The 25,312-nt window shown below is 57.7% G+C and carries 25 protein-coding genes, 1 tRNA gene and 1 pseudogene; 10 read left to right on the top strand and 17 right to left on the bottom strand.

Going from position 1 to position 25,312, the window contains the following annotated elements; genetic code table 11:
- Positions 1-254: 254 nt before the first annotated feature.
- The 13 genes and pseudogenes from nqrM to ACLD9W_RS01375 form a co-directional block, all read right to left on the bottom strand.
- Entirely contained in the window at positions 255-473 is a 219-nt protein-coding gene (gene nqrM, locus ACLD9W_RS01435; protein ID WP_410840356.1) for a (Na+)-NQR maturation NqrM, read from the bottom strand.
- A complete protein-coding gene (locus ACLD9W_RS01430; protein ID WP_410840355.1) occupies positions 470-1,531 on the bottom strand; it encodes an FAD:protein FMN transferase in 1,062 nt (353 codons plus the stop codon). Before ACLD9W_RS01430 ends, nqrM begins: the two co-directional genes overlap by 4 nt.
- Before the next feature lie 73 nt (positions 1,532-1,604).
- Positions 1,605-1,697, bottom strand: a tRNA-Ser gene (locus tag ACLD9W_RS01425).
- 161 nt (positions 1,698-1,858) lie between these two features.
- Positions 1,859-2,224 (bottom strand): hypothetical protein, encoded by a 366-nt coding sequence (locus tag ACLD9W_RS01420; RefSeq protein ID WP_410840354.1) that lies wholly within the window; start codon positions 2,222-2,224, stop codon positions 1,859-1,861.
- Between the two features lie 98 nt (positions 2,225-2,322).
- Entirely contained in the window at positions 2,323-2,580 is a 258-nt protein-coding gene (locus tag ACLD9W_RS01415; RefSeq protein WP_410840353.1) for a DUF1289 domain-containing protein, read from the bottom strand.
- Positions 2,581-2,584: 4 nt separating this feature from the next.
- The gene (locus tag ACLD9W_RS01410) at positions 2,585-3,028 is read right to left on the bottom strand and encodes a DNA polymerase III subunit chi (RefSeq protein WP_410840352.1); all 444 of its coding nucleotides are present in this window, start codon (positions 3,026-3,028) and stop codon (positions 2,585-2,587) included.
- A gap of 27 nt (positions 3,029-3,055) precedes the next feature.
- Positions 3,056-3,190, bottom strand: coding sequence for a hypothetical protein (locus ACLD9W_RS01405; RefSeq protein ID WP_410840351.1), 135 nt, complete (start codon positions 3,188-3,190; stop codon positions 3,056-3,058).
- A 182-nt stretch (positions 3,191-3,372) separates the two neighbouring features.
- A complete protein-coding gene (locus ACLD9W_RS01400) occupies positions 3,373-3,636 on the bottom strand; it encodes a hypothetical protein (RefSeq protein WP_002234239.1) in 264 nt (87 codons plus the stop codon).
- 706 nt (positions 3,637-4,342) lie between these two features.
- Positions 4,343-4,510: a hypothetical protein gene (locus ACLD9W_RS01395; RefSeq protein ID WP_410840350.1), complete on the bottom strand. Its 168-nt coding sequence runs from the start codon at positions 4,508-4,510 to the stop codon at positions 4,343-4,345.
- Between the two features lie 128 nt (positions 4,511-4,638).
- Positions 4,639-6,357 carry an exodeoxyribonuclease V subunit alpha gene (gene recD / locus ACLD9W_RS01390; protein ID WP_410840349.1) on the bottom strand — a complete coding sequence of 573 codons (1,719 nt, stop codon included), beginning with the start codon at positions 6,355-6,357 and terminating at the stop codon, positions 4,639-4,641.
- A 367-nt stretch (positions 6,358-6,724) separates the two neighbouring features.
- Positions 6,725-7,168: a hypothetical protein gene (locus ACLD9W_RS01385; RefSeq protein WP_410840348.1), complete on the bottom strand. Its 444-nt coding sequence runs from the start codon at positions 7,166-7,168 to the stop codon at positions 6,725-6,727.
- Between the two features lie 15 nt (positions 7,169-7,183).
- Positions 7,184-7,567: pseudogene (locus ACLD9W_RS01380) on the bottom strand (CdiA family toxin C-terminal domain-containing protein); the annotation flags it as partial.
- Between the two features lie 116 nt (positions 7,568-7,683).
- On the bottom strand, positions 7,684-11,064 hold the full coding sequence (locus tag ACLD9W_RS01375) for a DNA translocase FtsK (protein ID WP_410840347.1): 3,381 nt from the start codon (positions 11,062-11,064) through the stop codon (positions 7,684-7,686).
- Between the two features lie 124 nt (positions 11,065-11,188).
- Here ACLD9W_RS01375 and ACLD9W_RS01370 point away from each other — a divergent pair, with 124 nt between their 5' ends.
- The 7 genes from ACLD9W_RS01370 to ACLD9W_RS01340 all read left to right on the top strand — a co-directional run bounded on the left by ACLD9W_RS01370 (position 11,189) and on the right by ACLD9W_RS01340 (position 15,963).
- The gene (locus ACLD9W_RS01370) at positions 11,189-11,881 is read left to right on the top strand and encodes an energy-coupling factor ABC transporter permease (RefSeq protein ID WP_410840346.1); all 693 of its coding nucleotides are present in this window, start codon (positions 11,189-11,191) and stop codon (positions 11,879-11,881) included.
- Positions 11,878-12,270, top strand: a complete 393-nt coding sequence (gene crcB / locus ACLD9W_RS01365; RefSeq protein ID WP_410840345.1) for a fluoride efflux transporter CrcB — start codon at positions 11,878-11,880, stop codon at positions 12,268-12,270. Before ACLD9W_RS01370 ends, crcB begins: the two co-directional genes overlap by 4 nt.
- A 291-nt stretch (positions 12,271-12,561) precedes the next feature.
- A complete protein-coding gene (locus tag ACLD9W_RS01360; RefSeq protein WP_410840344.1) occupies positions 12,562-12,768 on the top strand; it encodes a (2Fe-2S)-binding protein in 207 nt (68 codons plus the stop codon).
- A 114-nt stretch (positions 12,769-12,882) separates the two neighbouring features.
- Complete coding sequence (gene holB, locus ACLD9W_RS01355) at positions 12,883-13,860, top strand: DNA polymerase III subunit delta' (protein ID WP_410840343.1); 978 nt, start codon at positions 12,883-12,885, stop codon at positions 13,858-13,860.
- 16 nt (positions 13,861-13,876) lie between these two features.
- Complete coding sequence (locus ACLD9W_RS01350; RefSeq protein WP_410840342.1) at positions 13,877-14,263, top strand: PilZ domain-containing protein; 387 nt, start codon at positions 13,877-13,879, stop codon at positions 14,261-14,263.
- A 52-nt stretch (positions 14,264-14,315) separates the two neighbouring features.
- On the top strand, positions 14,316-15,092 hold the full coding sequence (locus ACLD9W_RS01345; protein WP_410840341.1) for a TatD family hydrolase: 777 nt from the start codon (positions 14,316-14,318) through the stop codon (positions 15,090-15,092).
- A gap of 70 nt (positions 15,093-15,162) precedes the next feature.
- On the top strand, positions 15,163-15,963 hold the full coding sequence (locus ACLD9W_RS01340; RefSeq protein WP_410840340.1) for a hypothetical protein: 801 nt from the start codon (positions 15,163-15,165) through the stop codon (positions 15,961-15,963).
- 239 nt (positions 15,964-16,202) lie between these two features.
- On the opposite strand, the gene ACLD9W_RS01335 is transcribed toward ACLD9W_RS01340, so the two are convergent.
- From ACLD9W_RS01335 to miaA, 4 genes are all read right to left on the bottom strand, one after another.
- On the bottom strand, positions 16,203-16,655 hold the full coding sequence (locus ACLD9W_RS01335; protein WP_410840339.1) for a DUF4149 domain-containing protein: 453 nt from the start codon (positions 16,653-16,655) through the stop codon (positions 16,203-16,205).
- A 148-nt stretch (positions 16,656-16,803) separates the two neighbouring features.
- On the bottom strand, positions 16,804-18,210 hold the full coding sequence (locus ACLD9W_RS01330) for an MFS transporter (RefSeq protein WP_410840338.1): 1,407 nt from the start codon (positions 18,208-18,210) through the stop codon (positions 16,804-16,806).
- A 57-nt stretch (positions 18,211-18,267) separates the two neighbouring features.
- Positions 18,268-18,786 carry an RDD family protein gene (locus ACLD9W_RS01325; protein ID WP_410840337.1) on the bottom strand — a complete coding sequence of 173 codons (519 nt, stop codon included), beginning with the start codon at positions 18,784-18,786 and terminating at the stop codon, positions 18,268-18,270.
- Positions 18,787-18,946: 160 nt separating this feature from the next.
- Positions 18,947-19,888: a tRNA (adenosine(37)-N6)-dimethylallyltransferase MiaA gene (gene miaA / locus ACLD9W_RS01320; RefSeq protein ID WP_410840336.1), complete on the bottom strand. Its 942-nt coding sequence runs from the start codon at positions 19,886-19,888 to the stop codon at positions 18,947-18,949.
- 168 nt (positions 19,889-20,056) lie between these two features.
- On the opposite strand from miaA, the gene ACLD9W_RS01315 reads away from it, so the two are divergent.
- The 3 genes from ACLD9W_RS01315 (at position 20,057) to ACLD9W_RS01305 (ending at position 25,297) form a co-directional block, all read left to right on the top strand.
- Positions 20,057-22,675 carry a type I restriction-modification system subunit M gene (locus ACLD9W_RS01315; protein ID WP_410840335.1) on the top strand — a complete coding sequence of 873 codons (2,619 nt, stop codon included), beginning with the start codon at positions 20,057-20,059 and terminating at the stop codon, positions 22,673-22,675.
- The gene (locus ACLD9W_RS01310) at positions 22,672-23,868 is read left to right on the top strand and encodes a restriction endonuclease subunit S (RefSeq protein WP_410840334.1); all 1,197 of its coding nucleotides are present in this window, start codon (positions 22,672-22,674) and stop codon (positions 23,866-23,868) included. Before ACLD9W_RS01315 ends, ACLD9W_RS01310 begins: the two co-directional genes overlap by 4 nt.
- 277 nt (positions 23,869-24,145) lie before the next feature.
- On the top strand, positions 24,146-25,297 hold the full coding sequence (locus ACLD9W_RS01305; RefSeq protein WP_410840333.1) for a Fic family protein: 1,152 nt from the start codon (positions 24,146-24,148) through the stop codon (positions 25,295-25,297).
- Positions 25,298-25,312: the final 15 nt, after the last annotated feature.

Here is a 25,312-nt window from a genome sequence, read left to right as displayed (position 1 = left end):
ATAACAGTGCTATTGTGCCATATTTGCACCATTTCATACATATAAATTATAAGTAATTGATATTTTTTATTTTATTTTAAATATCAATCCCATCGAGCATGGGGGCAACGGACAGGCGGCGCGTGCCTTGGTATGCGGAATCGGGGGCGGGCTGTGTGTGTTCTGCTGTGTGCATGGCGGGCGGTTTTCTGTGTGGCCGTTTGTAAAAATATCATCCCCGCCAAAGCGGGGACGGGCTGTTTCGGGCGGACTGTTCAGGAGTCGACGCGGATGCCGCCGCCCTGCGCCTGCGCTTCGTCCAGTTTTTTCTGCAAGGTGTCGCACGGGGTGTCACAGTCGCACATTTTTTTCATGCCCAGCGCGCTGATGCCGCCGCAGCTGCCTTTGATGCTGCGTTTGGAAAAAATATAGCCGACGGACATGGCGAGGATAACGATTAAAAACAGGCCGAAGGTGAGGAGGATGGTGTTCATGGTTGTTCCTGCGCGAGCATTTTTTTGAGGGCGGAGCTGGTCTGCGTGCGGTAGCCGCCGCCTTCGCGGACGATGAAGAATACTGCCAAACCCTGTTTTTCGGCAAGTTCGAGGCCGCGCTCTTCGCCGAGGACGAACAGGGCGGTGGAGAGGCCGTCGGCGGTGGCGGCCGTGTCGGCAATCACGCTGACGGAGGCGAGATTGTGGCTGATGGGTTCGTGCCGCTGCGGGTCGATGATGTGCGACAGGCGGCGTCCGTGCGCGTCGGTGTGGAAGTTGCGGTAGTCGCCGGAGGTGGCGATGGCACGGTTGTCGAGCGGGACGATAATCTGCGCGCCGCCGCCTTGGACAATCTGCGGCTGCTCGATGCCGATGCGCCAGCTTTCGCCCTGCGCGTTTTTGCCTTTGCCGCGCAGCTCGCCACCGATTTCCACCAGATAGTTGCCGATGCCGAGGCTTTCGAGATGCAGGGCGAGTTTGTCGACGCCGTAGCCTTTGGCGATGGACGACAGATCCAAATAGACTTCGGGCTGCGCTTTGGCCAGCGTGGGGGCATCACTCGTGCCGCCGAGGGCGATTTTGTCTATGCCGGTGACGCGCGAGGCGGCGGCAATCTGTTCGGGCGACGGCTCGCGGCTGACGCTTTTGTCGGGCCCGAAGCCCCACAGGTTGACCAGCGGCCCGACGGTGACGTCCAGCGCGCCGCCGGTCAGCCCGTTCAGGCGCACGGCTTCGGCGGTGACAAAACCGAAATCGGCGGACACGGGCATGGGGCGGCCGGTGTCGCGCATGCGGTTGAAGCGGCTGATTTCGGAATCTTCGCGGTAGGTGGACATCTGCCGGTTCACTTCTTCCAGCAGGCCGTCGAGCTGTTTTTGCACTTCCTGCGGCGCGGGGGTTTGCTTGAGGCCGTCTGAAACGTATTTGACGGTGTAGGTTGTGCCCATGGTTTCGCCGCGCAGGGTCACGGTGGGCGGCGCGGGCGTTTCGCTGCGGTTGCAGGCGGCCAAAAGCAGGCAGGCGGCGAGAAGGGAAAAGAGGATGCGGAAGGGTGACATGGTGTTCTTTTATTCGTTTGCACAAACGGTAAAAGCGAAGCCCCTGAAAGAATCAGGGGCTTCGCGGATTGCTTGGCGGAGTAAGAGGGATTCGAACCCTCGATGCAGGTTGACCCCACATGCTTCCTTAGCAGGGAAGTGCCTTCAGCCTCTCAGCCATTACTCCGTGCAGAAAGCGCGCACTATACGCAGGCGGCGGCGCGATGTCAACGCGGCGCAGACAGTTTTGCCGTATGCAAACGATAAGACAATGACGTGAAAAGGCAAAATTCCATATCTTTTTCAGACGGCCGCCGTGCTTTCAGACGGCATCTGACGCACTGCCGCTCAGCGCACGTGGCGGATGTAGCCGCCGACGGAATAGCCGCTGCCTTGGTAGCTTTGGCTGATGCTGCCGCCCTGCCCTTGGATGCGGTAGACGTCGCGCTCGGGCGGCGGGTTGCGCGGGTAGCAGCGGCGGCGGTTGTAACGGTCGTAGTAGCAGTCTTGGCCGTAGTAGGCCGAGGCGGGCGTGGTATCGCCGTAGATAACGGTGGTGCCCGGCGGGGCGTTGACGGTGACGGTTTTGTTGATAACGGTGCGGTTTTCGACGGGCAGGTCGATGGCGGCGTAGCGGCCGTAGGGGGTTTCGCTGTACACGCAGGCGCAGGCCAAGAGCGGCAGCAGCAGAATCGCGGTGCGGACGGTTTTCATGTTTTGCTCCTTTCACGGTTTTGGCTTCGTTTTCGTTGAAGCTGCGTTTTCAGAAACATCATTCCCGCGTAGGCGGGAGCGGCCTTTTTCAGACGGCCTCAATCGAAATCGAAATCCAGGTCTTCCTGTTCGGGTGCCACGCCGAAATCGCGGCTTTTTTCCCATTTGGCCTGTTCGACTTTTTTGCGGCGCAGGGCGAGCAGGCGCATGGTTTGGTGGCGTTCGCCGTCGGTCATTTTTAGCCAGTTGTGACGCTCTTCGCGGCTGCGCAGGCAGCCGACACAGTAGCCTTTGTTGTTGGCGCGGCAGACGCCGATGCAGGGGCTGGGTATGCCGAAGAAGTCGGGCTGGTCCATGTTTTCAGACGGCCTTTCCCTGCATATTGTGGTGTTCGAGCGTAAAGCCCGCCTGTTTGTAGGCGCGGAAACGGTCGCGGGCGGCGGCCAGCTCTTCCAAGCTGCCGCCGACGATTTCCAGCACGCGCAGGGGCGGCGCGGCGGCCTGCGTCCAAAAGTCTTGGCTGAGATTGAGGACGACGGTGCCCGCAGGCAGCGGCGGCAGTTGCGCGCCGCAGGCAAGGACAACGGGAACGCCCTGCGGAAAGGCCGCGTCGGTCCGCCAGATTTCGTGCGGCAGAAAACCCTCGGGCGGGTCGCGCCACAGGGCTTGATCGAGGCTTTCGAGTTCGCCGAGCTCCTGCGTCCACACTAGCAGCGGCTCGGGGTTTTGCGCGGCGCGGCGGACAAGGCGGCAGGCGAAGGCGGCGGGATCGGAAACGTGGGTGTAGAAGGTGGCGGTGGGCATGGTGTCGCAGATTGGAAAAAAGGGAGGTCAGTCGCCGGGAAATTCGCCGATGTAGTGCAGGCCGTTGTAGCTTTTGCCGGCGTCGATATTCAGCTCGGGGTCAGAATACCACAAGACGGCGTTGCCTTCGCACAGGCCGAGTGCGCGGCATTTCTGCCGCACGGCGTCCAGGGCGTCTGCGTCTACGGCGGCTTCGGCCAGCAGCTCGTCAAGCGGGACGGTGCGGGCGGACAGGGGAATGATGCCTATCTAAAACGGATATTCAGACGGCCTATTGCTACTTTAAATAATATTTGGGTTTAAAATATCATCGTATTTCCCAAATTCGGGGAACAGAAAATCAATTATTTAAATTTTTCATCCTCATAATATGGGTGATCAAAAAGCTCTCCTTCCCACATATTTATTTCTTCTATGCCTTTATCTTTCATAAACTCATGATAATCATAAAAATCTTTTCCATATTGTCCGTAAAAAATTTTCATATCCCCAAGCCACATAGCATAACATTCATCGCATAAAATGACCTCCCCAGAGAAATATTTAGGCTTTGCATGATAAAGGTAGCCTTGCTCACATCTTGGGCAAATTTTAATTTCTTTATCCATAAGAGATTCCTTTCTTAATTATTTCTGAGGATATGCAGATGGAAAAATAGGAATTTGGGTTTAACTTTCGGTACACCGTCCCTGCAGCTTAAGATCCTGCGAGAATGGTATAAAATGCAGGACAACTCCAGTACAACTCCTTAAACAAAGGCAATATAATGATTTTCAGATACAAAAATATTCTATTTAATATTTTAAATATACTTTTTTGTTTATCCTGTTTTCTCCTGTTAAATGGCTGTGAAGATAGGACTTTTTACTCTGATGGATTGGATATAATTAAACATCATGAATTATATAGGAAAGAAAATAAAACTTGTCAAAATGAGCATATGTTAATTGAGCCTTTGAAATCTGGAATTGCCTTAAATATATATTCGTCATGTATGACCAGTACTGACTTTTTTATCAAAGAATCATTAAATCTAATAGAAAAAAATAAAAATATTCGTATTTCTATTTCTTTTTTCTCCTGTAGCAAAGAGGATTGTCTTTCTCAATCTAGCCTTTTTAACTCGCCAAAGCCTTACTTAACTATTAATTTTAATAATTAGTACAGTTTGTCAATTTATTTAGCAGCCGCAAGCCGGATTCTTAAATTTGATACCCCAAAAAAGGCCGTCTGAAAACTGGTTTTCCCGTTTTCAGACGGCCTTTTTATGCCCGCCGCAGCCGTTATCCTTGATGCAGGCTGTTATAGTCTTCGTCATAATTCGGCATTCAGGCCGATGTCGCGGCAGAAAGGGCAGATTTCGCCTTCGTTCAGGTCGTCCTGCCCGAAATAGCGTTCGTACTCTTCCTGTGTGCCGGCAAACGTGCCCAACCAAAGGTGGACGGTGTTGAAACGGTCGGCGTATCTGTATTCTTCGTTCATGGAATTTTCCTAGTTTGGGGTGGACGAAGGCCGTTCCTGCCTACACGGGAATGACGTTTCTGAAAGCGCAGCTTCAACGGCAAAAGGCTTTTCAGACGGCCTTTAATACAGAAAAACAGTCTGCCGCCCTACCCTGCCGCCAAGAATTCGCGCAGGGCGGTGCGGCGGGTTTCGGTGTTGGCGCAGGCGGCGGCGAAGGATTCGCGGCTACCTGCGTATACAAAACGTTCGCGCGCGCGGGTGACGGCGGTGTACAGCAGGGCGCGGCTGAAGCCCTCCGCGCTGCCGTCGGCGGGCGGCAGCAGCCACACTTCGCCGTATTCCGAGCCCTGGCTTTTGTGCACGGTCACGGCAAACGCGCTACCGTGGGCGGGCAGGCGGCTGAGGGGAACGCGGCGGAAACCGCCGCCTGCGGGAAACCGCACCGACAGGCCGTCCGAGCCGTGCGAATCGGGCATCACAATGCCGATGTCGCCGTTAAACAGCCCCATCGCGTAATCGTTGCGCTCCACCATCAGGATTTGTCCGGCAAACCACGCCCTGTCTTCGCGCGCGCGCCCTTCGCGCAGCAGAATGCGGCGGCAGGCTTCGTTAAAACGTTCGGCGTCGCCGCGCCGCGCGGCCAGCACGGTGAGGCGGCTCTGGCAGGCAAAAGCGGCGGCAGGATCGGCGGCATCGGCCGCCTGCCAAAACGCCGCCTGCATGCGGCAGAAACGCTCCGCCAAACGTTCGGCGCCGCCATCGGCAAACGACAATTCTTCGGGGAAACGGGCGAAGGCGTCTTCCGCCCCCGCCGCATCGCCCGCGCACACCGCCCGCGCCAGCGCGCCCAAACCGCTGTGTTCGCCGAAGCGGTGGCTGACAGTGAGGCGGGCGGTGTTGGCCGACAGGGGCGGCGCGTTTGAGGCCGTCTGAAAACGCCCTGCGGCATCGGGCAGCAGGGTTTTCAGACGGCCTGCGGTATCGGCGTCGAGCACGGTCGGCCGCGCCAGCGCCGCCAGCACCGCACCCGCGCCGACGGAAGGAAGCTGATTTTCGTCGCCCAACAGAATCACGCGGCAACCGTCGGGCACGGCGCGCAGCAAATCGAGCATCAGCGCCAGATCGAGCATCGAGGCTTCGTCCACCACCAAAATATCCAACGGCAGCGGGCGGGCGGCGTCAAACTGCGGCCGCATCTGCGGCGGACGCAGTTTCAGCAGGCGGTGGACGGTTTGCCCTTCGAGGGCGGACAGCCGCTCTTTGAGGCCGTCTGAAAGCGGGAAACGGCCGAGCGCCGCGTGCAGCGCGTTGCCCATATGCGCCGCCGCCTTGCCTGTCGGCGCGGCCAGCGCGATACGCGGCAGAGGGTCGGCGCCCGAACACAAAAGGGCGAGCAGCTTGGCGACGGTGGTGGTTTTGCCCGTGCCCGGCCCGCCGGTAATCAGCATAAAGTTTTGCAGCAGCGCCAGCGCGGCGGTGGCCTGCTGCCCTTCGCTGCCCGCACCGTCAAACCACAGGCCGAGGTTTTCCGCCGCCGCCCGCATATCGGCAGGCGCGGCTGGCGCGGCGGCGAGGCGGCGGATTTCGCCCGCCAAATCGTTTTCCAGCTGCCACAGGCGGCCGAGAAACAGCCGCCGCCCGCGCAACACCAGCGGCGCCCTGCCCGTGCCGTCGGCCAGAGGCGCGGCGCTATCAAGCGCTTCGGCCTCCGCGTCGTTCAGCCAAATAAAACTGTGGCCGTCGTCGAGCGCGGAAAACAGGCGCGGCAGAAAAGGCGCGCACAGGGCGGCGGCTTCGGGAAACAGGCGTTGCAGCACATCGAGCGCGGCATCGGCGGCGGCATGGCGCAATTCGTTGTCGGACATAGCGGTCGGGAAGGATTGGACGAAAGCGGCGATTATATAGCGGCGGGCGGGGAAAAGGCCGTCTGAAACGGTATGCCCGCGGCGAATCAGCTTGGAAAACTGTCAAACAGCAAAACCCGACGGTATACTGACGACAGCGAAAACGGGCAGGCGCGGCCTGTATGCAATAGGTTTTTTCCGCCCCGCGACGCACGCGGTTTCCCAACTTTAGCAAGCGTAGGGGGTGTCTTCAGCACGCACGCGCCTGGGCAGTATATAGGGAATCTGAATATTTACTTGCATAACAAATGCCGTCTGAAAAATTGTGAGCTTTTCAGACGGCATTGAGCCGTAAATCATGGAACGCGTGCGTGCTGAAGCACACACCTTACGCATGGATTTTAGGTTTCATGCAGGCTACAGTTTGTTTGAGAATATGTTTTTGTATTTCTTTACACTTTTTTTGATATTCAGGGTGAGCTATTAAGAAATCAGATATTGCAATATTAAAGTAATAATATGCTAAATTAATAGGTATAATTAATTCTTCAGGATTGAAATCATCTCCAACTGAAAAATAAATAGAAGGAGCTTTATCAATATACTCAAATCCATTTACCTCTTCATAATCTCCAATCCATCTGGTAGCATCTATTTTTTCATATTGAGCACCTATTACTCCAAAATGTCCGGTAGTTGTAATATTTTTAAAACACTCTAAAAGCGTATCTTTAGTTTCAAATTGGTAAATTGTTTCAAAAAAAATCGAAATAACAAAATGGTTGTTATTTATAGATTTTTTCTTTAAGTTTAGAAAAATATTATTTTTCATAATTTTTCCTTTAAATTATTCTGGGTGAATGTTTGTAATTCTTCCTGTATTTACATCAAAATATGATCTAAATTTGATTCCGTCAAAGGTTTCTGAGAATTGAATGACATTTTTTCTTTCCGATATTGATTTAGTTCTTTCATTTTGAGCAATTTTAGAGGCTTTTGAATATCCTTGTGAAGCAGCTTTTTGAGCCATTTGAAGTATTTTATCATCAGAAAATTTTTTAGGATCATAAACAGTTTTTATACTTGAAATTTCCTTAAATCCACCATCAGGTTTACCTGTCCTGTCTAGTGTAGGAATCTCATATTTAATTCGGGTAATGCCTTCAATATCAGTTTGGGTTTCAGATTTTACGCGTCCTCCTCGTGAATTTAGTTCTGCTATAAAATTGGTGCGGTAAAGGCCGTCTGAAACTCTGTTTCAGACGGCCTTTTGCCTTCGTTAAAGCTGCGTTTTCAAAAACCTTTTTACCGCATTTACACCCCGAAGCGGTGCCAGCGGGAGCTGGTTTATCCGTCCAAATGGCTGCTGTCGCGGGCGAGGACGGTGCGTTTGCCCGAGGCGTCGGCGGCAGAGATGATACCGTCGGCTTCCATCTGCTCGATCAGGTTGGCGGCGCGGTTGTAGCCGATTTTCAAATAGCGCTGTACGGAGGAGATGGTGGCTTTGCCGGTTTTGATCACGCAGGCGACGGCTTCGTCGTAGAGCGGGTCGCTGCCGCCTTCGTTGCTGCGGCCTTCGTTGGCGTTGCTGAACATGTCGTCGCTGCCGACGCCGCCGGTGAGGATGTCTTCGACGTAGGCGGGATCGCCGAACTGTTTGAGGTATTCCACCACGCCGTGCACTTCTTCGTCGGAGGCAAACACGCCGTGCACGCGCTGCGGGTAGCCCGTGCCGGGCGGCAGGAAGAGCATGTCGCCCTGGCCGAGCAGGTTTTCCGCACCCATTTGGTCGAGGATGGTGCGGCTGTCGATTTTGCTCGACACTTGGAAGGCGATACGGGTGGGGATGTTGGCTTTAATCAGGCCGGTGATGACGTCGACGCTGGGGCGCTGGGTGGCGAGTATCAGGTGGATGCCCGCCGCACGCGCTTTTTGTGTGATGCGGGCGATGAGTTCTTCGATTTTTTTGCCTGCGGTCATCATCAGGTCGGCAAACTCGTCGACGACGACGACGATAAACGGCAGTTTTTCCAGCGGCTCGGGGTCGTCGGGCGTGAGGCTGAACGGGTTGCCGATTTTGCGGCCGCGTTCGGCTTCTTCGCGGATTTTCTGGTTGTAGCCCGCGAGGTTGCGCACGCCCAGATGGCTCATCAGGCGGTAGCGTTTTTCCATTTCGTTGACACACCAGGTCAGCGCGTTGGCCGCCAGCCGCATATCGGTGACGACGGGGGCGAGCAGGTGCGGGATGCCTTCGTAAATGGAGAGTTCGAGCATTTTCGGGTCGATCATGATCATGCGCACGTCTTCCGGCCGCGCCTTGTAGAGCATGGACAGAATCATGGCGTTGACGCCGACGGATTTGCCCGAGCCGGTCGTGCCCGCCACCAGAAGGTGCGGCGCGCGGGCAAGGTCGGTGACGACGGGCTGGCCGGTGATGTCCTGACCCAGCGCCAGGGTGAGTTTGGACGGGGAATCGGCGAAGGCGGGCGAGTCAAAAATCTCGCTCAGGCGGATCATCTGCCGCTTGGGATTGGGCAGCTCCAAGCCCATGCAGGTTTTGCCGGGTATGGTTTCGACGACGCGGATGGAGGCGACGCCCAGCGAGCGGGCGAGGTCTTTTTCCAGATTCATCACCGCATTGCCGCGCACGCCCACGTCGGGCTCGATTTCGTAGCGCGTAATCACCGGCCCGGCAAAGGCGTCGAGCACTTTCACTTTCACTTTGAACTCGGCCAGCTTTTCTTCGATGGTGATGCTGTTTTCCAGCAGCGCTTCTTCGCTTTGCGCGGCGGCGGGGTTGTAGCTGGGCGCGTGCAGCAGATTCAGGCCGGGCAGCGGGTAGGCGCCGCCCTCATCGGGGAAAAAAGGCGTTTCGTCCCCGTGCGGCGCGGCTTCGTGCGCGTAGGCATCCTGTTCGTGGGTTTCGCGGCTGCCGTAGGCATCTTGCGCGTTTTCAGACGGCCTCTGCGGCGCGTCGTCCCATTGCGGCTCATCCCAATCCACTTCGTTTGCCCAAGCGCCTTCCTGCGCGTCCTGCGGCTCGGCAAAGGCATCGGCAAACGCGGCATACGGGTTTTCAGACGGCCTCTCTTCTTCGCGTTCGCGCTGCGGCAGCATTTCGGCGGAAAAGGCTACCGACGCAGGCGGCGGCACGTCGATGCCGAAGGGCGGCGTGTCGGGCACGGCGGGCGGTTCGACCACGGTGGCGTCGGGCGGCGGCACTTCGGCGCGCTTGCGCGGCGGATAGGGCGCGAAACGGTTGTCCAAGGCGCTGCCCGCTTTCGGCCGCGAGGCCTGCGGTTTCACCACTTCGCCGCCGTAGGCCGACACACGGGCGGCAACGGGCAGGATGCTGGCGTTTTCTATCGTGCTGACGCGGCGCAGGCGGCGCGGGCTGCCTTCGCGGCGCGACAGGTTGGCCAGCACTTCGTCGTCGGCGATGGTGTGCGGGCGCATGGTTTGCCGCATGTCGGCCGTGGGGCGGCGGCGCGCCGACTGCCCGCGCAGCAGGTTGCTGCGGATGTCGCCCTCGCCTATGGTCTGCACTTCGCGCCCCGTGCGGCGGGCGGCTTTGTATTCCGTGTTTTCAGACGGCCTGTGCACGGGCGGCGTGGCGATGCCCTGCGCGAACACTTGGTTGTCGCGCTCGATGCGGCGCAGCAGGGCGCGCTCCTGCGTGCCGCGCAGCGAAGTTTCGTCGGGGTGCACGGCGGCGGACTGTGGCGCTTGGCGGCGGCGGTTTTGCGCGGCGGACTGAATGCGGCGGATGTCGTCGAGGGTAATGACTTCGGCGTCGGGCGGCGGCCGGCGCACGGCTTCGTTTTCTGGCTCGGGGCTGATTTTTTCGATGATGGCTTCGGCGGGCTCGCGTTTGAAGCGTTCCACTTCGGCCTCGGTGATGACGGGCGCGTCGGGTGCGGGCGCGTGCGGCGGCGGGTCTTCGTCTTCGGGCGGGGCAATCAGGCCGTCTGCGGCCGCGCCGTCTTCGTCTTCGGGCAGGCTGCCGCTGTGGGTGTGGGCGAAGGTTTCGTCAATGATTTCCTGCACGGTTTTGCGTTTGAAGCGGCCGATTTCGGCCTCGGTGATCACTTCCGCATCGGGCGCGGGCGCGGGCGGCGGCGGGTCTTCGTCTTCGGGCGGGGAAATCAGGCGTTCTGTGTCTGCGGTATCGGGGGCGGCGGGTTCGGCCTGAGCGTCTGCCCCAGCCTGCTCCGTCTGTTCCGCTGCGTCCGTATCCGACGGGGCAACAGGGTTTTCAGACGGCCTCTGCGCCGCCGTTGCCCCTGTTGGTTCGCTTTGCGGCGGCGATTGTTCCTCTGGCGCGGAGGCCGTCTGAAAAACAGTGTCGTCCGCCTCTTCGCGGGCGGCGGAGAAAATCGGCAAATCGTCGAAACGGTGTCCGCCGCCCTCTTCTTCGGCCTGCGCGGCGGCGTTGAGGCGGCGGTAGCGTTTGGGCGAGACTTCGCGCAGCTTTTCCACCGTGCGCTCGTACACGGCGCGACTCTCGTCGGCGGCACGGCTGCGGCTGCGGCTGTTGTTCAGATTGGGGGCGGCACCGTACAGCGCTTTGGCCGCGCGGCCGCCGCTGCCGTTTTCAGACGGCCTCTCCCCTTCGTGGCGGTTGTAGTAGCGCAGTTCGCGCTGCCATTCGCGGTCGAGGTAGAAGCGCCAGCCGAGCAGGGCGGCAAGGGCGGCGAGCAGAATCAGGCTGGCGGCAATCCAAAACATAGGCGGGCGGTTTTCCGTAAAGATTGGGTAAAGGGCGGCATTTTAACGCGTTTCCCCGCAGACAGAAACTTCGCGGTGTTTGGGCTATAATGCGCGCCTTTTTACCGCAACTGCCGAAACCGTCATGGATTTTCACGCCGAATGGTTTGCCGCCGCGCCCGCTGCCGCCGCCTGTTTCATCCTCTTTTGCTGCCTGTGCGCCGCCGCCCGCCCCGCGTTGCGCGTGCTGCGCGTCCGGCCGCAGGCTTTCGGCGTGCTTTTGTGTTTTTTCGCCGTGTTCTGGTCGCTGGACGCGGGCACGGGCAGCGGCCTGCACTACCATCTGCTCGGCGTGACGCTCGGCTGCCTGATGATCGGGGCGCCGACGGTGTTGTGGCTGGTTTCGCTGTTTCTGCTGCCGCATATGCTGCTGAACGCGGGCGCGGCCGATCTGGCGGTGCTGCCGCTGAACGCGCTGGCGCTGACGCTGCCTGCGGCGGCGGTGTCGGCCGGTTTGCGTTTCGCCGAACGCCGCTTCCTGCCGCCCAACCTCTTCCTTTATATCTTCGTCAACGGCTTTTTCGCCGCCGCGCTGGGCATGCTGGCAACGGGTGCCGCCGTGCTCGCCCTCGTGTCGCAGTCGCCCGCCTTTGCCGATGCCGACCTGCGCACGCGCTCCTTCCCCGTCTTCTTCCTGCTCGGCTGGGGCGAAGCCTTCCTTACCGGCCTGTTCGCCGCCGTGTTCGTCGCCTTCAAACCGCATCTTCTGGCTACCTTCGACGACAACCGCTACCTGCGCCGCAGCAACAGCATCTGGCCGTCTGAAAACCAACCGTGAACGCATCTTTCCTGCCCCAACTTCTGGCCGTCTGCTGCGGCGCGGCGCTCGGTGCGTCGGCGCGCTGGCTGCTTAGCCTGTGGCTCGCCGCCCTGCCCCAACCCTTCTCCTATGCCACTCTCGCTGCCAACTGGATCGGCGCGCTGCTGATCGGCATCGCGGCGGGCGTGTCCGAACTCGTCCCCGCCCTGCCGCCCTACTGGAAGCTGTGGTTTGTCACCGGCCTGCTCGGCAGCCTCACCACCTTCTCGGGCTTTTCCCTCGAAATCGTCGCCATGCTGCAACAGCAGCGCTACCTTCCCGCCCTCGCCACCGCCCTCCTCCACCTCACAGGCTCGCTCCTGCTCACGGCGGCAGGCTTGTGGCTGGTCAAACTCGCCGCCCGCTGAGGCCGTTCTCGAAAGCGAAACGCCAAAGAAGTCAAAAAGAGAGGCCGCCCGTCTTTTCAGACGGCCTCAGCCGCGCAAAAGGCCGTCTGAAACCTGCCGTTTCAGACGGCCTTCAAACCGTATATGCCGCAGCGGCTGCCGTTGAGTAAAAACCGTTTCCCGCCAAACACTCCGCCTCAAGCCGCCTGCCTTTACATTCCGACAGCTTGCAACACAAAGCGTTTCCATTTATATTCGCGAACACAATTTAATCCTATTTAACAACGACACGCTTACCACAGGAAAACCATTATGTTCGTCTGCATCTGCAATGCGGTTACCGACCACCAAATCAAAGAAACCGTCGCCGCCGGCGCCAGCACCCTCGGCGATTTGCAAGCCCAACTGGGCGTCGCCACCTGCTGCGGCTGCTGCACCGACCTGGCATCGTCCTTCCTCACTGCCAACAACGCCCAGCAAAGCGGCACGGTAAACGCCGCCATCAACGTTTCCAACTGAATATTCTTATTTTGAGGCCGTCTGAAACCGTTCAGACGGCCTTTCCCATGCACCCGACACCGGGCGGGCAAACCCGTTATAATGCGCCTCCTTTTTCCGCCCGCCCGAGCGCACATGATTTATCCCTGGCACGAATCCGACTGGCGCAGCCTCGCAGAACACTGCGACCAGCTGCCGCACGCCCTGCTCTTTTCCGGCAAGGAAAACACCGGCAAAACCGCCTTCGCCCGCCACCTCGCCCAAGCCTTGCTGTGCGAAAACAGCGGCGCGGCATACGAAGCCTGCGGGCAATGCCCCTCCTGTCACCTGTTCGCGCAAAACAGCCATCCCGACTTCTACGAACTCACCCCCGAAATCCCCGAAGGCGAAGCCGTCGGGCGCAAACTGTTGCAAATTAAAATCGACGCCGTGCGTGATGTGATCGAACACGTCCGCCTCACCTCCGTACGCGGCGGGCGGCGCGTGGTACTGGTTCATCCCGCCGAAAGCATGAACGCGCAATCGGCCAACGCCCTGCTGAAAATTCTCGAAGAGCCGCCAGAAGGCGTCGTTTTCCTGCTGGTTTCCCACGAACGCGACCGTCTGCTGCCCACCGTCAAAAGCCGCTGCCGCCAAATCGTCCTGCACGCGCCCGAGCGTGCCGCCGCGCTGGCCTATGTACGTGAACGCCACCCGCAGCACGCAGAAGAGCTGCTCGCCTTCCACAGCGGCGCCCCCCTGTTTGACGACGACGCAGAACAAACCGCCCTGCGCGGCGAGCTGCTGCAACTCTTGTCCGCCCCCCGCCTGATTGCCGCCCTCGACTACGCCGCCGCCTTCGACAAACACAAACTGCCGCTGGCCGTGTTCCTCGACTGGCTGCAAAAATGGCTGCTCGACGTCGGCCTGGCGCAGCAGAACATGCCGCCGCTCTACTACCCCGCCTTCGCCGCCCAATCCGCCGCCGTCGCCGCACGCACCGCGCCGCACGCCCTCTTCGCCCTCACAGGCCGTCTGAACAGCCTCGTCCCTTACGGCCGCCACACATTAAGTGTTAAAATGCAGCTCGAATTTTTGCTCACCGAATACCTGCATTTCTGGCAGAACAAATAACCGATAGGAAAACATCATGGCAGCCAACCCCGATTTTGATTTCAACAAGCCCACCGACATCCCGATTCCGGGTAAAATGATCAACCTGCACATCCCCGACCGCCAGTCGCTCTACAACTGCTACATCCCCTTCTTGGAACACGGCGGCCTGTTCGTCACCACCGAAGACAAATTCTCCCTCGGCGACGAAGTGCTGCTCGCCCTGTCGCTGGGCAAAAGCCAGGAAAAAAAATTCCTGCGCACCAACGTCGCCTGGATCAACTTCGCCATCTCCACCCCCCTGCGCCCGCGCGGCATCGGCGTGGCCTTCGGCAAAGACGAAATCTCCATCGCCACCAAAAATCTGATTGAAAAACAGCTCGGCACCGCCCTCAAAAGCGACCGCGTCACCTTCACCCTGTAACACACAGGCCGTCTGAAACCCTTTCAGACGGCCTTTTCACGCCCACATTCCCATGCAGCTTATAGACTCTCACTGCCACCTCAATTTCGACGGCCTCGCCGACCGCCTGCCCGAAGTACTCGCCAACATGGCCGAAAACCAAGTCGCCCTCGCCCTGGCCGTCAGCGTCAGCCGCCAAAGCTTTGCAGAAGTGCACGCCATCGCACAAGAGCACACCAACATCTACGCCAGCGTCGGCATCCACCCCGACGACCCCGCAGCCGAAGAATTCACATTTGAAGAACTCGTCGGACGCGCCGCCCTGCCCAAAGTCGCCGCCATCGGCGAAACCGGCCTCGACTATCACTGGTGCAAAGGCGATCTCGCCTGGCAGCACCGCCGCTTCATCACCCACATCGAAGCCGCCAAGCAAAGCCGCATGCCCCTCATCATCCACACCCGCGACGCCGCCGACGACACCATGCGCCTGCTGCGCGAACACCAGGCACACGCCGGCGTTATCCACTGCTTCACCGAAGACGTGCGCGTCGCCCGCCTCGCCCTCGATTTGGGCTTCTACATCTCCTTCTCAGGCATCGTTACCTTCAAAAACGCCGCCGCCATCCAAGAAGCCGCCCGCTACGTTCCGCTGGACAGAATGCTGGTGGAAACCGACTCCCCCTTCCTCGCCCCCGTGCCCAAACGCGGCAAACCCAACGAACCGGCCTATGTGCGCCACACCGCCGGATTCGTCGCCGAACTGCGCGGCGACACCCTCGAAAACATCGCCCGAGCCACCACAGAAAACTTCTTCCGCCTGTTCGCCAAAATCCCGCGCGAGGCCGTCTGAACATCCCAAACGGCACAAACGGGAAAACACGCCACCGTGCCGATTCCGTCCCCCCTTACAAAGGAAAACCATGAAACACACCCTCCTCGCCGCCGCCCTGCTCCCTGCCTTCGCCGCCGCTGCTCCCGACACAGACGGCGCAGCCGTCCGCAAGCTTATCGAGCGGCACTACAACCGCCCCTTCCCCGCGCAAAAGTGCCAACTCACCGCCCCGCCCAAAGACAGCTACCAACAGCCCGAAAACTTCGCCTACTGCATGAAGCCCGCCGCCGCGCATACCGTCAACCGCAACGGCAAAACCACCCGCTACGTGCTCTACACAGGCTTCGCCTACGACACCCGCGAAAAACGCAAAGACGAAAGCCACGCCGCATCGGGGCTTGCCGAACTGTTCGTCTTGGAAAAAACAGGCGGCACATGGGTGCTCAAACAACACGGCAGAAGCGAAATCGGCGCATGGGGCGAGCCCCCGCAGGAATGGCGGTTTGTGCAGGTGGGCGGACAAAACTGGGGCTACCAAACCGAAAGCGGCTACACCAACCAGGGCGTCACCGAAACCGCACAGTCTTTTATCTTCACCGACAACAACGGCGTTGCCCACAGCGACATCCCTGCGAGCAACGACAACGGCGGCATGTATGGCGACTGCAACGAATACAAAGGCGCGGAAAAGCGCAGCTGCCAAAACAGCCAAACCAGTCTGGAAGCCGAAATCACCTTCAACCGTGCCGCCGAACACAACGGCGTGTGGGAAATCCAAGCCGTATTGAGCGGCCGCGCAGGCAAAACACGCTACGCCAAGCAAAAATACGCCATGCCCTACAACAGCGGCAAACGCAGCCACCTTATCCCCAAAAACTACCCGATTTAACAACGCCATATAAATAAGAGGCCGTCTGAAAAACGAAAAACGCTTTTCAGACGGCCTTTGCGTACGGCTCCCATACGGCAAACCGCAGAAAACTTGGCAAGCCGCGCCAAATACGCGCCTGCGGCTGCTCCCGAACAACAATGTTTGAGGCCGTCTGAAAAGCCGCAAAGCGGTTTCAGACGGCCTCAAACATACAAAGGCCACTCCCGCCTGCGGGAAACGGCCTTTCGACAAAAGCCTTACTTCTTGTCAAAGCTCAGATAACGCAGCAGCAGCCCCGCACCGATCAGCGTGCAGACCAAGTAAATGACGCTGGAAACGCCGTGCCACATACCGAACGAGCCGCCCGCCAGCGACAGCAGCCAATGCGACGCACCGGTTTTATGGGCGGCGATCACGGGGGCGAACAGGAACTGGTTGGCCGCCAGCAGCGCCAGCAGCAGGATGATGAATTTCGGCGCGATGCTGCGGCCGCCGTGGCCGAAGCCGCGTTCGCGCCGCGTGCCGACGGCAAACCAGGCCAAAAGCCATGCGGCTATGCCGAACCAGTTGTTCACGGCAAACAGCGTGCCCGCGATATTGCCGGCGGCCTGACGCCCGATCTGCTCGAACAATATCGGGCCGACGACATAGCCTGCCATAATCTGCATGCCCAGCCAAACGCCGGTTAAAAGTGCGGTGAGACGGTTCATCCGTTTATCCTTTCTGTGTGAAACGGCGCGCATACTAGCACAAGAAGCCGCCTGCGTTTCGCGCCTCGCCGTGCAGCCAGCCTCTATCGGCAGACGCGCCGCGCGGGGATTCGGGGCAGGCTTGGGCAGCCCGTTTTTAACTGCGCTTTCAGACGGCCTTTTCCGCGCCGTGCACCAGATTGCCGCCGTCGTTCGGGTGCAGGAAGGCGAACACCCAGCCCGCGCAGAAGGTCACCGCGCCGATGGACACGAAAGTCAGGCGGAAGGCGCGGTGCATATCGGCGCTGCGCCCGCTACCCGTGCCGTAGAAATTGAGCAGCGTTGCGCCCAGCGCGATGCCGAAGCCGATGGCAAGCTGCTGGTTCACGGCCATCAGGCTGTTGCCGCTGCCCTCCATCTGCGGGCGCAAATCGGCCAGCGTCAGCGTGTTCATCGCCGAATATTGCAGCGAATTGCACATACCCAGGCAAAACAGCGCGGGCACGAGCAGCCACAACGGCGTGGCGGCGGTCACCAACGCCATCGCCATAATCAGCAGGCCGATGATGCGCGTGTTCCACACCAGCACGGTGCGGTAGCCGAAACGCCCCACCACGGGCTTGACCAGCGGCTTGGTCAGCAACGCGGCAAGGGCGACAGGGGCAAGCGTCCAGCCTGCGGTGCTGGCGCTGCGGGCAAACACCACCTGCAACAAAAGCGGCATCAGAAACGGCATCGCGCCCATGCCCAGCCTGCTCACCAGATTGCCCAAAATGCCCAAGCGGAAAGTGCGTACCAGGCGCAGGCGCGGCGGATAGAGGGCAGCGTCGCCGTCGTGCCGCGCGTGCCGCCAATAAAGCGCGCCCGCCGCCAGGCCGCCCGAGGCGCACACGGCGGAAAACCGCCGCGCCCCCGGGTGCGTCAGCATTTCCACCGCCAGGCTCAAGCCCACCGCCGCCGCGCCGAAAAGCAGAAAACCGATCAGATCGAAATGCGGTTTGCCGCCGTCGGCCGCGTAAAAATCGGGCATGATTTTCGCGGCCAGCGCAATGCCCGCCAAACCGATGGGCACGTTAATCAGAAACACCCAATGCCAGCTGGCATATTCCACCAGATAGCCGCCCACCAGCGGCCCGACTATCGGCCCCAACAGCGCGGGCATCACGATAAAGTTCAGCCGCTCCAACAACTCGGTCTTGTCATACGCCCGCAGCACAATCAGGCGCGGCACGGGCACCATCATCGCCCCGCCCAAACCCTGCACCACCCGCGCGAACACCAAAAGCGGCAGATTCGGCGCGGCGGCGCACAGCAGCGAACCGAACACAAACAGCGCCATCGACACGGAAAACACTTTTTTCGTGCCGTAGCGGTCGGTCAGATAACCGCTCAGCGGCATAAACAGCGCCAGCGTCAGCGCATAGGAAATCACCGCCGACTGCATATTCAGCGCGCTCTGGTGCAAATCGGCCGCCATCTGCGGCAGCGCCGTGTTCAGCACCGTGGCATCGAGCATCTGCATGAAAATGCACACCGCCAGCAAAAGCGGCAGCCAACGCGATTGCGGTTGCGCCATGATGTTTCCTTTCCAAATCTGCGTTTGAGGCCGTCTGAAACATTCAGACGGCCTTTTTCAGACGGCCTTCGTATCCGTCAGCCGCGTGCCCGCCAGATAATCGTAGAGAAAGCGGCGCTCGGCGTTGAAAAGGGCAAAGCCCCACGGCAGTATCCACCAGCACAGCGCCGCGCCGAAAGCCGCTTTGGGCGGCACGCCCGCGCCGTGGCGCAGCGCGGCATAAGCCAGCAGCGGCACGAACACCAGAAACACGCACGCCCAGATAAAGCGCAGGCGCAGCAGGGCGAGCGGCGGCGGATGGCCCGCGCCGTCGGCCAAACCGATGCGCCACACGCGCATCGCCAGCGTCTGCCCTTTTTTGTGCCAGTTGGTTTTGAAATACAGCCACCACGCATAAACCAACACCAGCGACACGGCAAGGGCGGAGAGCGGCGGCGAGACGCGGTTGAGAAACAGGGCGATGATGCCCGCAGGCACGAAGGCGGCGCAGGTCACCGCGCCGATAAGCAGGCTTTCATACACCAGCGCGGCAAAACGGCGTTTGAGCGGCGCGGCGGGCAGAGGGGTTGGGGACATGGTTTTTTCTCCGTCAAATAAAGCGGGAGGCCGTTCCCGCCTACGCGGGAATGACGTTTCTGAAAAGCGTTTTGAGGCTTTCAGACGGCCTCGGAGGTTTGTTTGCACGGCAGGTTTTCAGAAACGTCATTCCCGCGCAAGCGGGAACGGCCTCAAATGCTCAACAGCCAAAATGCCGCGCCAGCGCCTCATAGGCCGTCTGAAAAACACCGGCCGCGCCGTAGGGGTCGGCGGCGGTGTCGGCGGGAATTTTGCGCAGCCAGGTGAGCTGGCGCTTGGCAAGCTGGCGCGTCGCCGCCGTGCCGCGTTCGGCAAATTCCGCATAGCCGCACGCGCCTGCCAGATAGTCCCAGGCCTGGCGGTAGCCGACGCAGCGCATGGAATTGTGTCCGCCCGTCAGCGCGGGATATTCGCCTTGCAGGCGGCGCACTTCGTCGACAAAACCCGCGTCCAGCATCGCTTGGAAACGCGCGGCGATGGCATCGTGCAGGCGGGCGCGCTCGTGCGGTATCAGGGCGAAGGTGTGCAAATCCAGCGGCAGGCGGTAGGCCGTCTGAACGGCCAGATGTTCGCCCAGCGGCCTGCCCGTCAGCATCAGCACTTCCAACGCGCGCTCGATGCGCTGGCTGTCGGTCGGCTGCAAACGGGCGGCGGTGGCGGGGTCGGCCGCCTGCAAACGGCGGTAGAGCGCGGCAAGACCGTGCGCCGCCTTCTCCGCCTGCAACTGCGCGCGCACCGCCGGATCGGCGGCGGGCAGATCGTTCAGCCCGCCCGTCAGCGCGTGGAAATACATCATCGTGCCGCCGACAATCAGCGGCAGCCGCCCGCGCGCGGCAATCTCGCGGCACAGACGCAGGCAGTCCGCCGCAAACTCCGCCGCGCTGTACGTTTGCAGCGGCGTGACAATGTCGATCAGATGGTGCGGCACGGCGGCCAGCTCGGCGGCAGACGGCTTGGCCGTGCCGATGTCCATGCCTTTATAGACCAGCGCGGAATCGAGGCTGACGATTTCAACGGGAAAACGCTCTGCCAGCCGCAGCGCAAGGCCGGTTTTGCCGGAAGCGGTGGGCCCGAGCAGGGCGAAGGCTTTGGGAAAATCCATATTGTTTCAGACGGCCTAAAAAGGCCGCGATTATAGCAGCCCGCCCGCACCCGCTTAACGCGCGGCAACCTGTCTTTACGCAAAACAGTATAATCGCGGCCTTTCAGGCCGTCTGAAAACACCGCGCAATACCGCGCCCCCTCCATTCCATCCGATCGGGTTTTCCACATGAACAAACAGCAACTCGCCGCCAAAATCTGGCAATCCGCCAACAAAATGCGCTCCAAAATCGAAGCCAACGAATACAAAGACTACATTCTTGGATTTATTTTCTACAAATTCCTGTGCGACAAACTGGAAAAATTTGTTATCGCCCAAGGCTTGGAACAAGCCGATTTTGCCGCCGAGCTGACTGAAAACGGCGAACTGGTCGGTTTTATCCAAGAAAACCTCGGCTACTTCATCAGCTACGATCACCTGTTTTCCACTTGGTTGGCACAAGGCAGCGATTTCAACATTGCCCAAGTGCGCGATGCGATGAGCGCGTTCAGCCGCCACATTGCCAAAAATTACAAAGCCGTGTTTGACGGCATTTTCAAAACGCTCGAATCGGGCCTAAGCAAACTGGGCGACACCGCCGCCAGCCAAACCAGCGCGGTGAAGGACCTGTTTCACCTGATTAAAGACATCCCGATGGACGGCAAACAGGGCTACGACGTACTCGGCTTTATCTACGAATACTTAATCAGTATGTTCGCCGCCAACGCCGGCAAAAAAGCAGGCGAGTTTTACACGCCGCACGAAGTGTCGCTGTTAATGTCCGAAATCATCGCCGACCATCTGAAAGACCGCGACGAAATCAGCATATACGACCCCACCAGCGGCTCAGGCTCGCTTCTAATCAACATCGGGCACAGCGTCGCCAAACACCTTAAAAGCCCCGACGACATCAAATACTACGCCCAAGAGCTGAAAGAAAACACCTACAACCTCACCCGTATGAACCTCATCATGCGCGGCATCTCCCACGACAAAATCTTCGTGCGCAACGCCGACACCCTCGAAGACGACTGGCCGCTCGAAGGCACCCCGCTCTATCTCGATGCCGTCGTTTCCAATCCCCCCTATTCCCAGCCGTGGAATCCCACCGACAAAGAAAGCGACCCGCGTTACAAACGCTTCGGGCTAGCGCCGCAAACCAAAGCCGATTTTGCCTTTTTGCTGCACGATTTATACCACCTCAAACCCAGCGGCATCATGACCATCGTTCTGCCGCACGGCGTGCTCTTTCGCGGCGGCGAAGAAGAAAAAATCCGCAAAAACCTAATCGAATACAACCATATCGACGCCATCATCGGACTGCCTGCCAACATCTTTTTCGGCACAGGCATTCCCACCATCATCATCGTCTTGCGCCAAGAGCGCGAGCGCGACGACGTTTTGATGATCGACGCCTCCAAACACTTCATCAAACAAGGCAAAAACAACCACCTGCGCGCCTCCGACATCAAGCGCATAGTCGATTGCGTAACAGCGCGCCGCGAAATCCCTAAATTCTCACGCGTCGTGCCCAAAAGCGAAATCCAAGCCAACGGCTACAACCTCAACATTCCGCGCTATGTTGATTCCGCCGACGCCCCCGAACAATGGGATATTTACGCCAGCATACACGGCGGCATACCCAGAGCCGAGCTGGCGCAGTTTTCCCCCTATTGGCAGGCGTTTGCAGGCTTGCAAGAAAGCCTGTTCACGGATAACGGCACGCCCTACGTCTCCCCCGTTTCAGGCAGCCTGAAAACCGAAATCCAAGCACACCCGAGCGTTGCCGCCTATCTCGCGCAATACGCCCAAACCTTTGCCGATCTGCCCCAAATTTTGGAAAACACGCTGATCGCCCCCATGGCAACGCTCAATATTTCCCAAACCCAGCAAACCCTTGCCGAAACCATCCGCCAAAAACTCGCCGCCACTCCGCTAATCGACTTTTACACTGCCTACCAAAAACTCGACGACCTCTGGCGCGCCGACAACGCAGGCATCGCCGCCGATTTGGAAATGATCCAAACCGAAGGCGCAAGCGCCATCAAACAAATCGACCCCGTAATGGTGCTCAAAAAAGACCCCAAAACCAAAAAAGAAGCCGAAATCCAAGACGGCTGGCAAGGGCGCATCTTGCCCTTTGAACTCGTACAGCGCGAAATGCTTGCAGACGACCTAGGCAGCCTGAAAACCCTAGAAAACCGCCTTGCCGAAATCGCCAGCGAGCAGCAAAGCCTGATTGAATCGCTTACCGAAGAAGACCAAGACAGCGACGCCGTCAACGAAGACGGCAGCGGCTTTATCAGCGCCGAAATCCCCAAAGCCCTGCAAGCCGCCCTTGTTTCAGACGGCATCACGCCCGCCAAAAAGGCAGATTTTGACGCACAGCTGAAAAAACACAGCTTTGAAGCCGACAGCCTCGCCGCCAAACTCAAACAAGCCTATTTGCTGCAAAGCGAAGAAAAAGCCCTCAAAGCCAAACACAAAACCGCTGCTGCCGCACTCACGCAAGCGACCATCGCCGCCATCCAAAACCTAAGCGACAGCGAAGCGCTCGATTTGCTGCGCAAAAAATGGTTTGCCCCGCTGATTGCCGCCATGCACGAACTGCCGCAGCAGGCGCTCGCCGACTTCTGCCAACAGCTCGCCGCCCTGTGCACCAAATACGCCGACACCTACGCCGGTTTGCACCAACAAAGCCGGCAAAGCGCGGCAGAGCTCGCCCAAATGATGAACGGCTTGACGGGCGATGAATACGATTTGGCAGGCATTGCAGGCTGGCAGGCGATTTTAGGAGGCGGGCAATGAACCGAAACAAATCACCGCGCCTAAGGTTTGCAGGGTTTACGGGGGAGTGGGAAGAGAAGACGCTGGGGGAAAATGCCAGCTTTACAAAAGGAAGCGGTTATTCAAAATCAGATTTAACCAACGAAGGATTTCCGATTATTTTGTATGGTCGTCTTTATACGCAATACGAAAATATCATTAACAACGTGGATACGTTTGTCTCTTATGATAAGAACGCTTTAAAAAGTTTTGGAAATGAAGTGATTGTTCCAGCGTCAGGCGAAACGGCGGAAGATATTGCCCGTGCGTCTGCGGTAATTCAAAAGGGCGTAATTTTAGGTGGAGATTTAAATGTAATTACGCCTAATAGCGACATTGCACCGCCGTTTTTAGCCTTGGCTTTAACAAATGGAAAAAACAACAAAGAATTAGCCAAAAAGGCACAGGGCAAATCAGTTGTTCATTTGCGAAATGATGATTTAAAAGCCTGTGAAATTTATTTTCCCACCAAACCCGAACAAACCGCCCTCGGCGATTTTTTCAGACGGCTGGACGAAACCCTCGCCCAAGCCCGCGCCCGCCTTGCCAAAACCCGGCAGCTCAAACGCGCCATGCTCGCCAAACTCTTCCCCGCACACGGCGAAACCGCCCCCAAACTGCGCTTTCAAGGCTTTTCGGGGGATTGGGAAAGGAAGATGTTGGGGGAAATGGTTGAAATCGTAATGGGACAATCGCCGTCTTCAACCTCTTACACAGAAAATCCAAAAGATTTTATTTTGGTGCAGGGCAATGCCGATATGAAAGACGGCAAAGTCTTTCCTCGAGTTTGGACAACTGAATTAACCAAACAAGGAAAAGCAGGCGATATTGTGATGAGTGTTCGTGCGCCAGTCGGTGATGTTGGCAAAACTGATTATGATATTGTGCTTGGACGTGGCGTTTGTGCAATTAAAGGCAATGAATTCATTTACCAAGCGTTATGGAAAATGAAATCAGACGGCTATTGGAATAGCGTTAGTTCGGGCTCAACTTTTGAATCAGTCAATTCTGACGATATAAAAAATGCGGAGCTTTTCATTCCACCAACCCCCGAAGAACAAACCGCCATCGGCAACTTCTTCCAAAAGCTCGACCAAACCCTCGCCCTGCAAAACGCAGCGCTGGAAAAACTCACCCGCCTGAAAAAAGCCCTGCTCGCCGCGATGCTGGCATAAGGCCGTCTGAACCCCATCGGCATCTGTCGGGCATCAATGCCCGACACACAACGATGCCGTCTGAAAAAGAGCGGTGCGTTTTGAAAGGTTGTTCAGGCCGTCTGAACACTTAGGCAAACGCACCAAAAGCCCGAATTCAAGATCGTCCACACAGTGTTTTCAAGATAATTTTTCTGTAAAATTCAAGTTAATTGCCACATAAAAAATAATCAAGATATTGAATTTATTGATATTTTTATAATTTTTTCAAATTTCACCAGAAAAGGATTTCAAAATAATGGAACCAACGTTTAAAGATTTTCCGCTGGCATTGCTCAACCCATCTTTTGATTCCGATTTGATTGATGTGCTCACCGAATTGGAAAAATTAAGAACGCTGCAATTAAGCGGCGATGTGCATCCATATATTTTTCTACAGCTGAAAACCATTTTCCATATGCTCGAAAGTATCGGCTCGGCTCGGATTGAGGGCAACCACACGACGATTGCCGATTATGTGGAAAACCGGTTGGAAAACCCTCATTCGCGCTCGGAGCAACTGGATGAAATCCGTAATATCGAGCAGGCAATGCACTATATTGATGAAGCAATCGGTGCGGGTGCTGAAATCAGCGAGCATTTTATTCGGGAATTGCACAGCCTGACGGTGGCAGGTTTGAATAAGGAGGGCGATAAAACTCCCGGGCGGTATCGCCTGCATTCAGTGGCGATTGCGCAATCGAGCCATTTGCCGCCCGATGCGGTTCACGTGCCTGCCTATATGCAGGAATTGGTGGCTTTTATTAATCAAAAAGACAAACCTAAATATGACTTGATGAAAATTGCGCTGGCACATCACCGTTTTGGTTGGATTCACCCTTTTGGCAACGGCAACGGGCGGACGGTGCGCCTGCTCACTTATGCGCTTTTGGTGAAATACGGTTTTAATGTGCAGGCCGGCGGGCGTGTACTCAATCCGACGGCGGTGTTTTGTAATGACAGGCAGCGTTATTATGAAATGCTTTCGCGGGCGGATACTGGCACAGACGAGGGGCTTGAGGCTTGGTGTACTTATGTGCTGTCGGGGATTTCAACCGAATTGCAAAAGGTGGACAAGCTGACGAGCCAGCAGTTTTTGTGTGAAAAGATTTTATTTCCTGCGATTTCGTTCTCTTTGCAAAGGGGAAATTTGACAGACGATGAAGCCAAAATTTTGCGGCTGGCGTGTGAAAAAAGCGAATTTAAAGCAGGCGATTTGCAAGCGCTTTTTCCGAAAATGACCGGCAATCAGCGCACGTATCAAATTAAGAAATTGCTCGCACATAAATTTATCCAGCCTGTGGAAGAAAACTCACGGGTTTATATGCCAAATTTTTCGCAATCTTATTTGATTCGCGGTGTGATTGAAGCGTTAAGAAATAATGAATTTATCGGCGGTTTGGACGACTAAATAAAGAGCGGTGCA

It is taken from the genome of Neisseria sp. WLZKY-1 (assembly GCF_046546535.1).
Taxonomy (GTDB): domain Bacteria; phylum Pseudomonadota; class Gammaproteobacteria; order Burkholderiales; family Neisseriaceae; genus Neisseria.
Note: the sequence above shows the minus strand (reverse complement) of the source record. Positions and strands in the feature narration are given on the sequence as shown.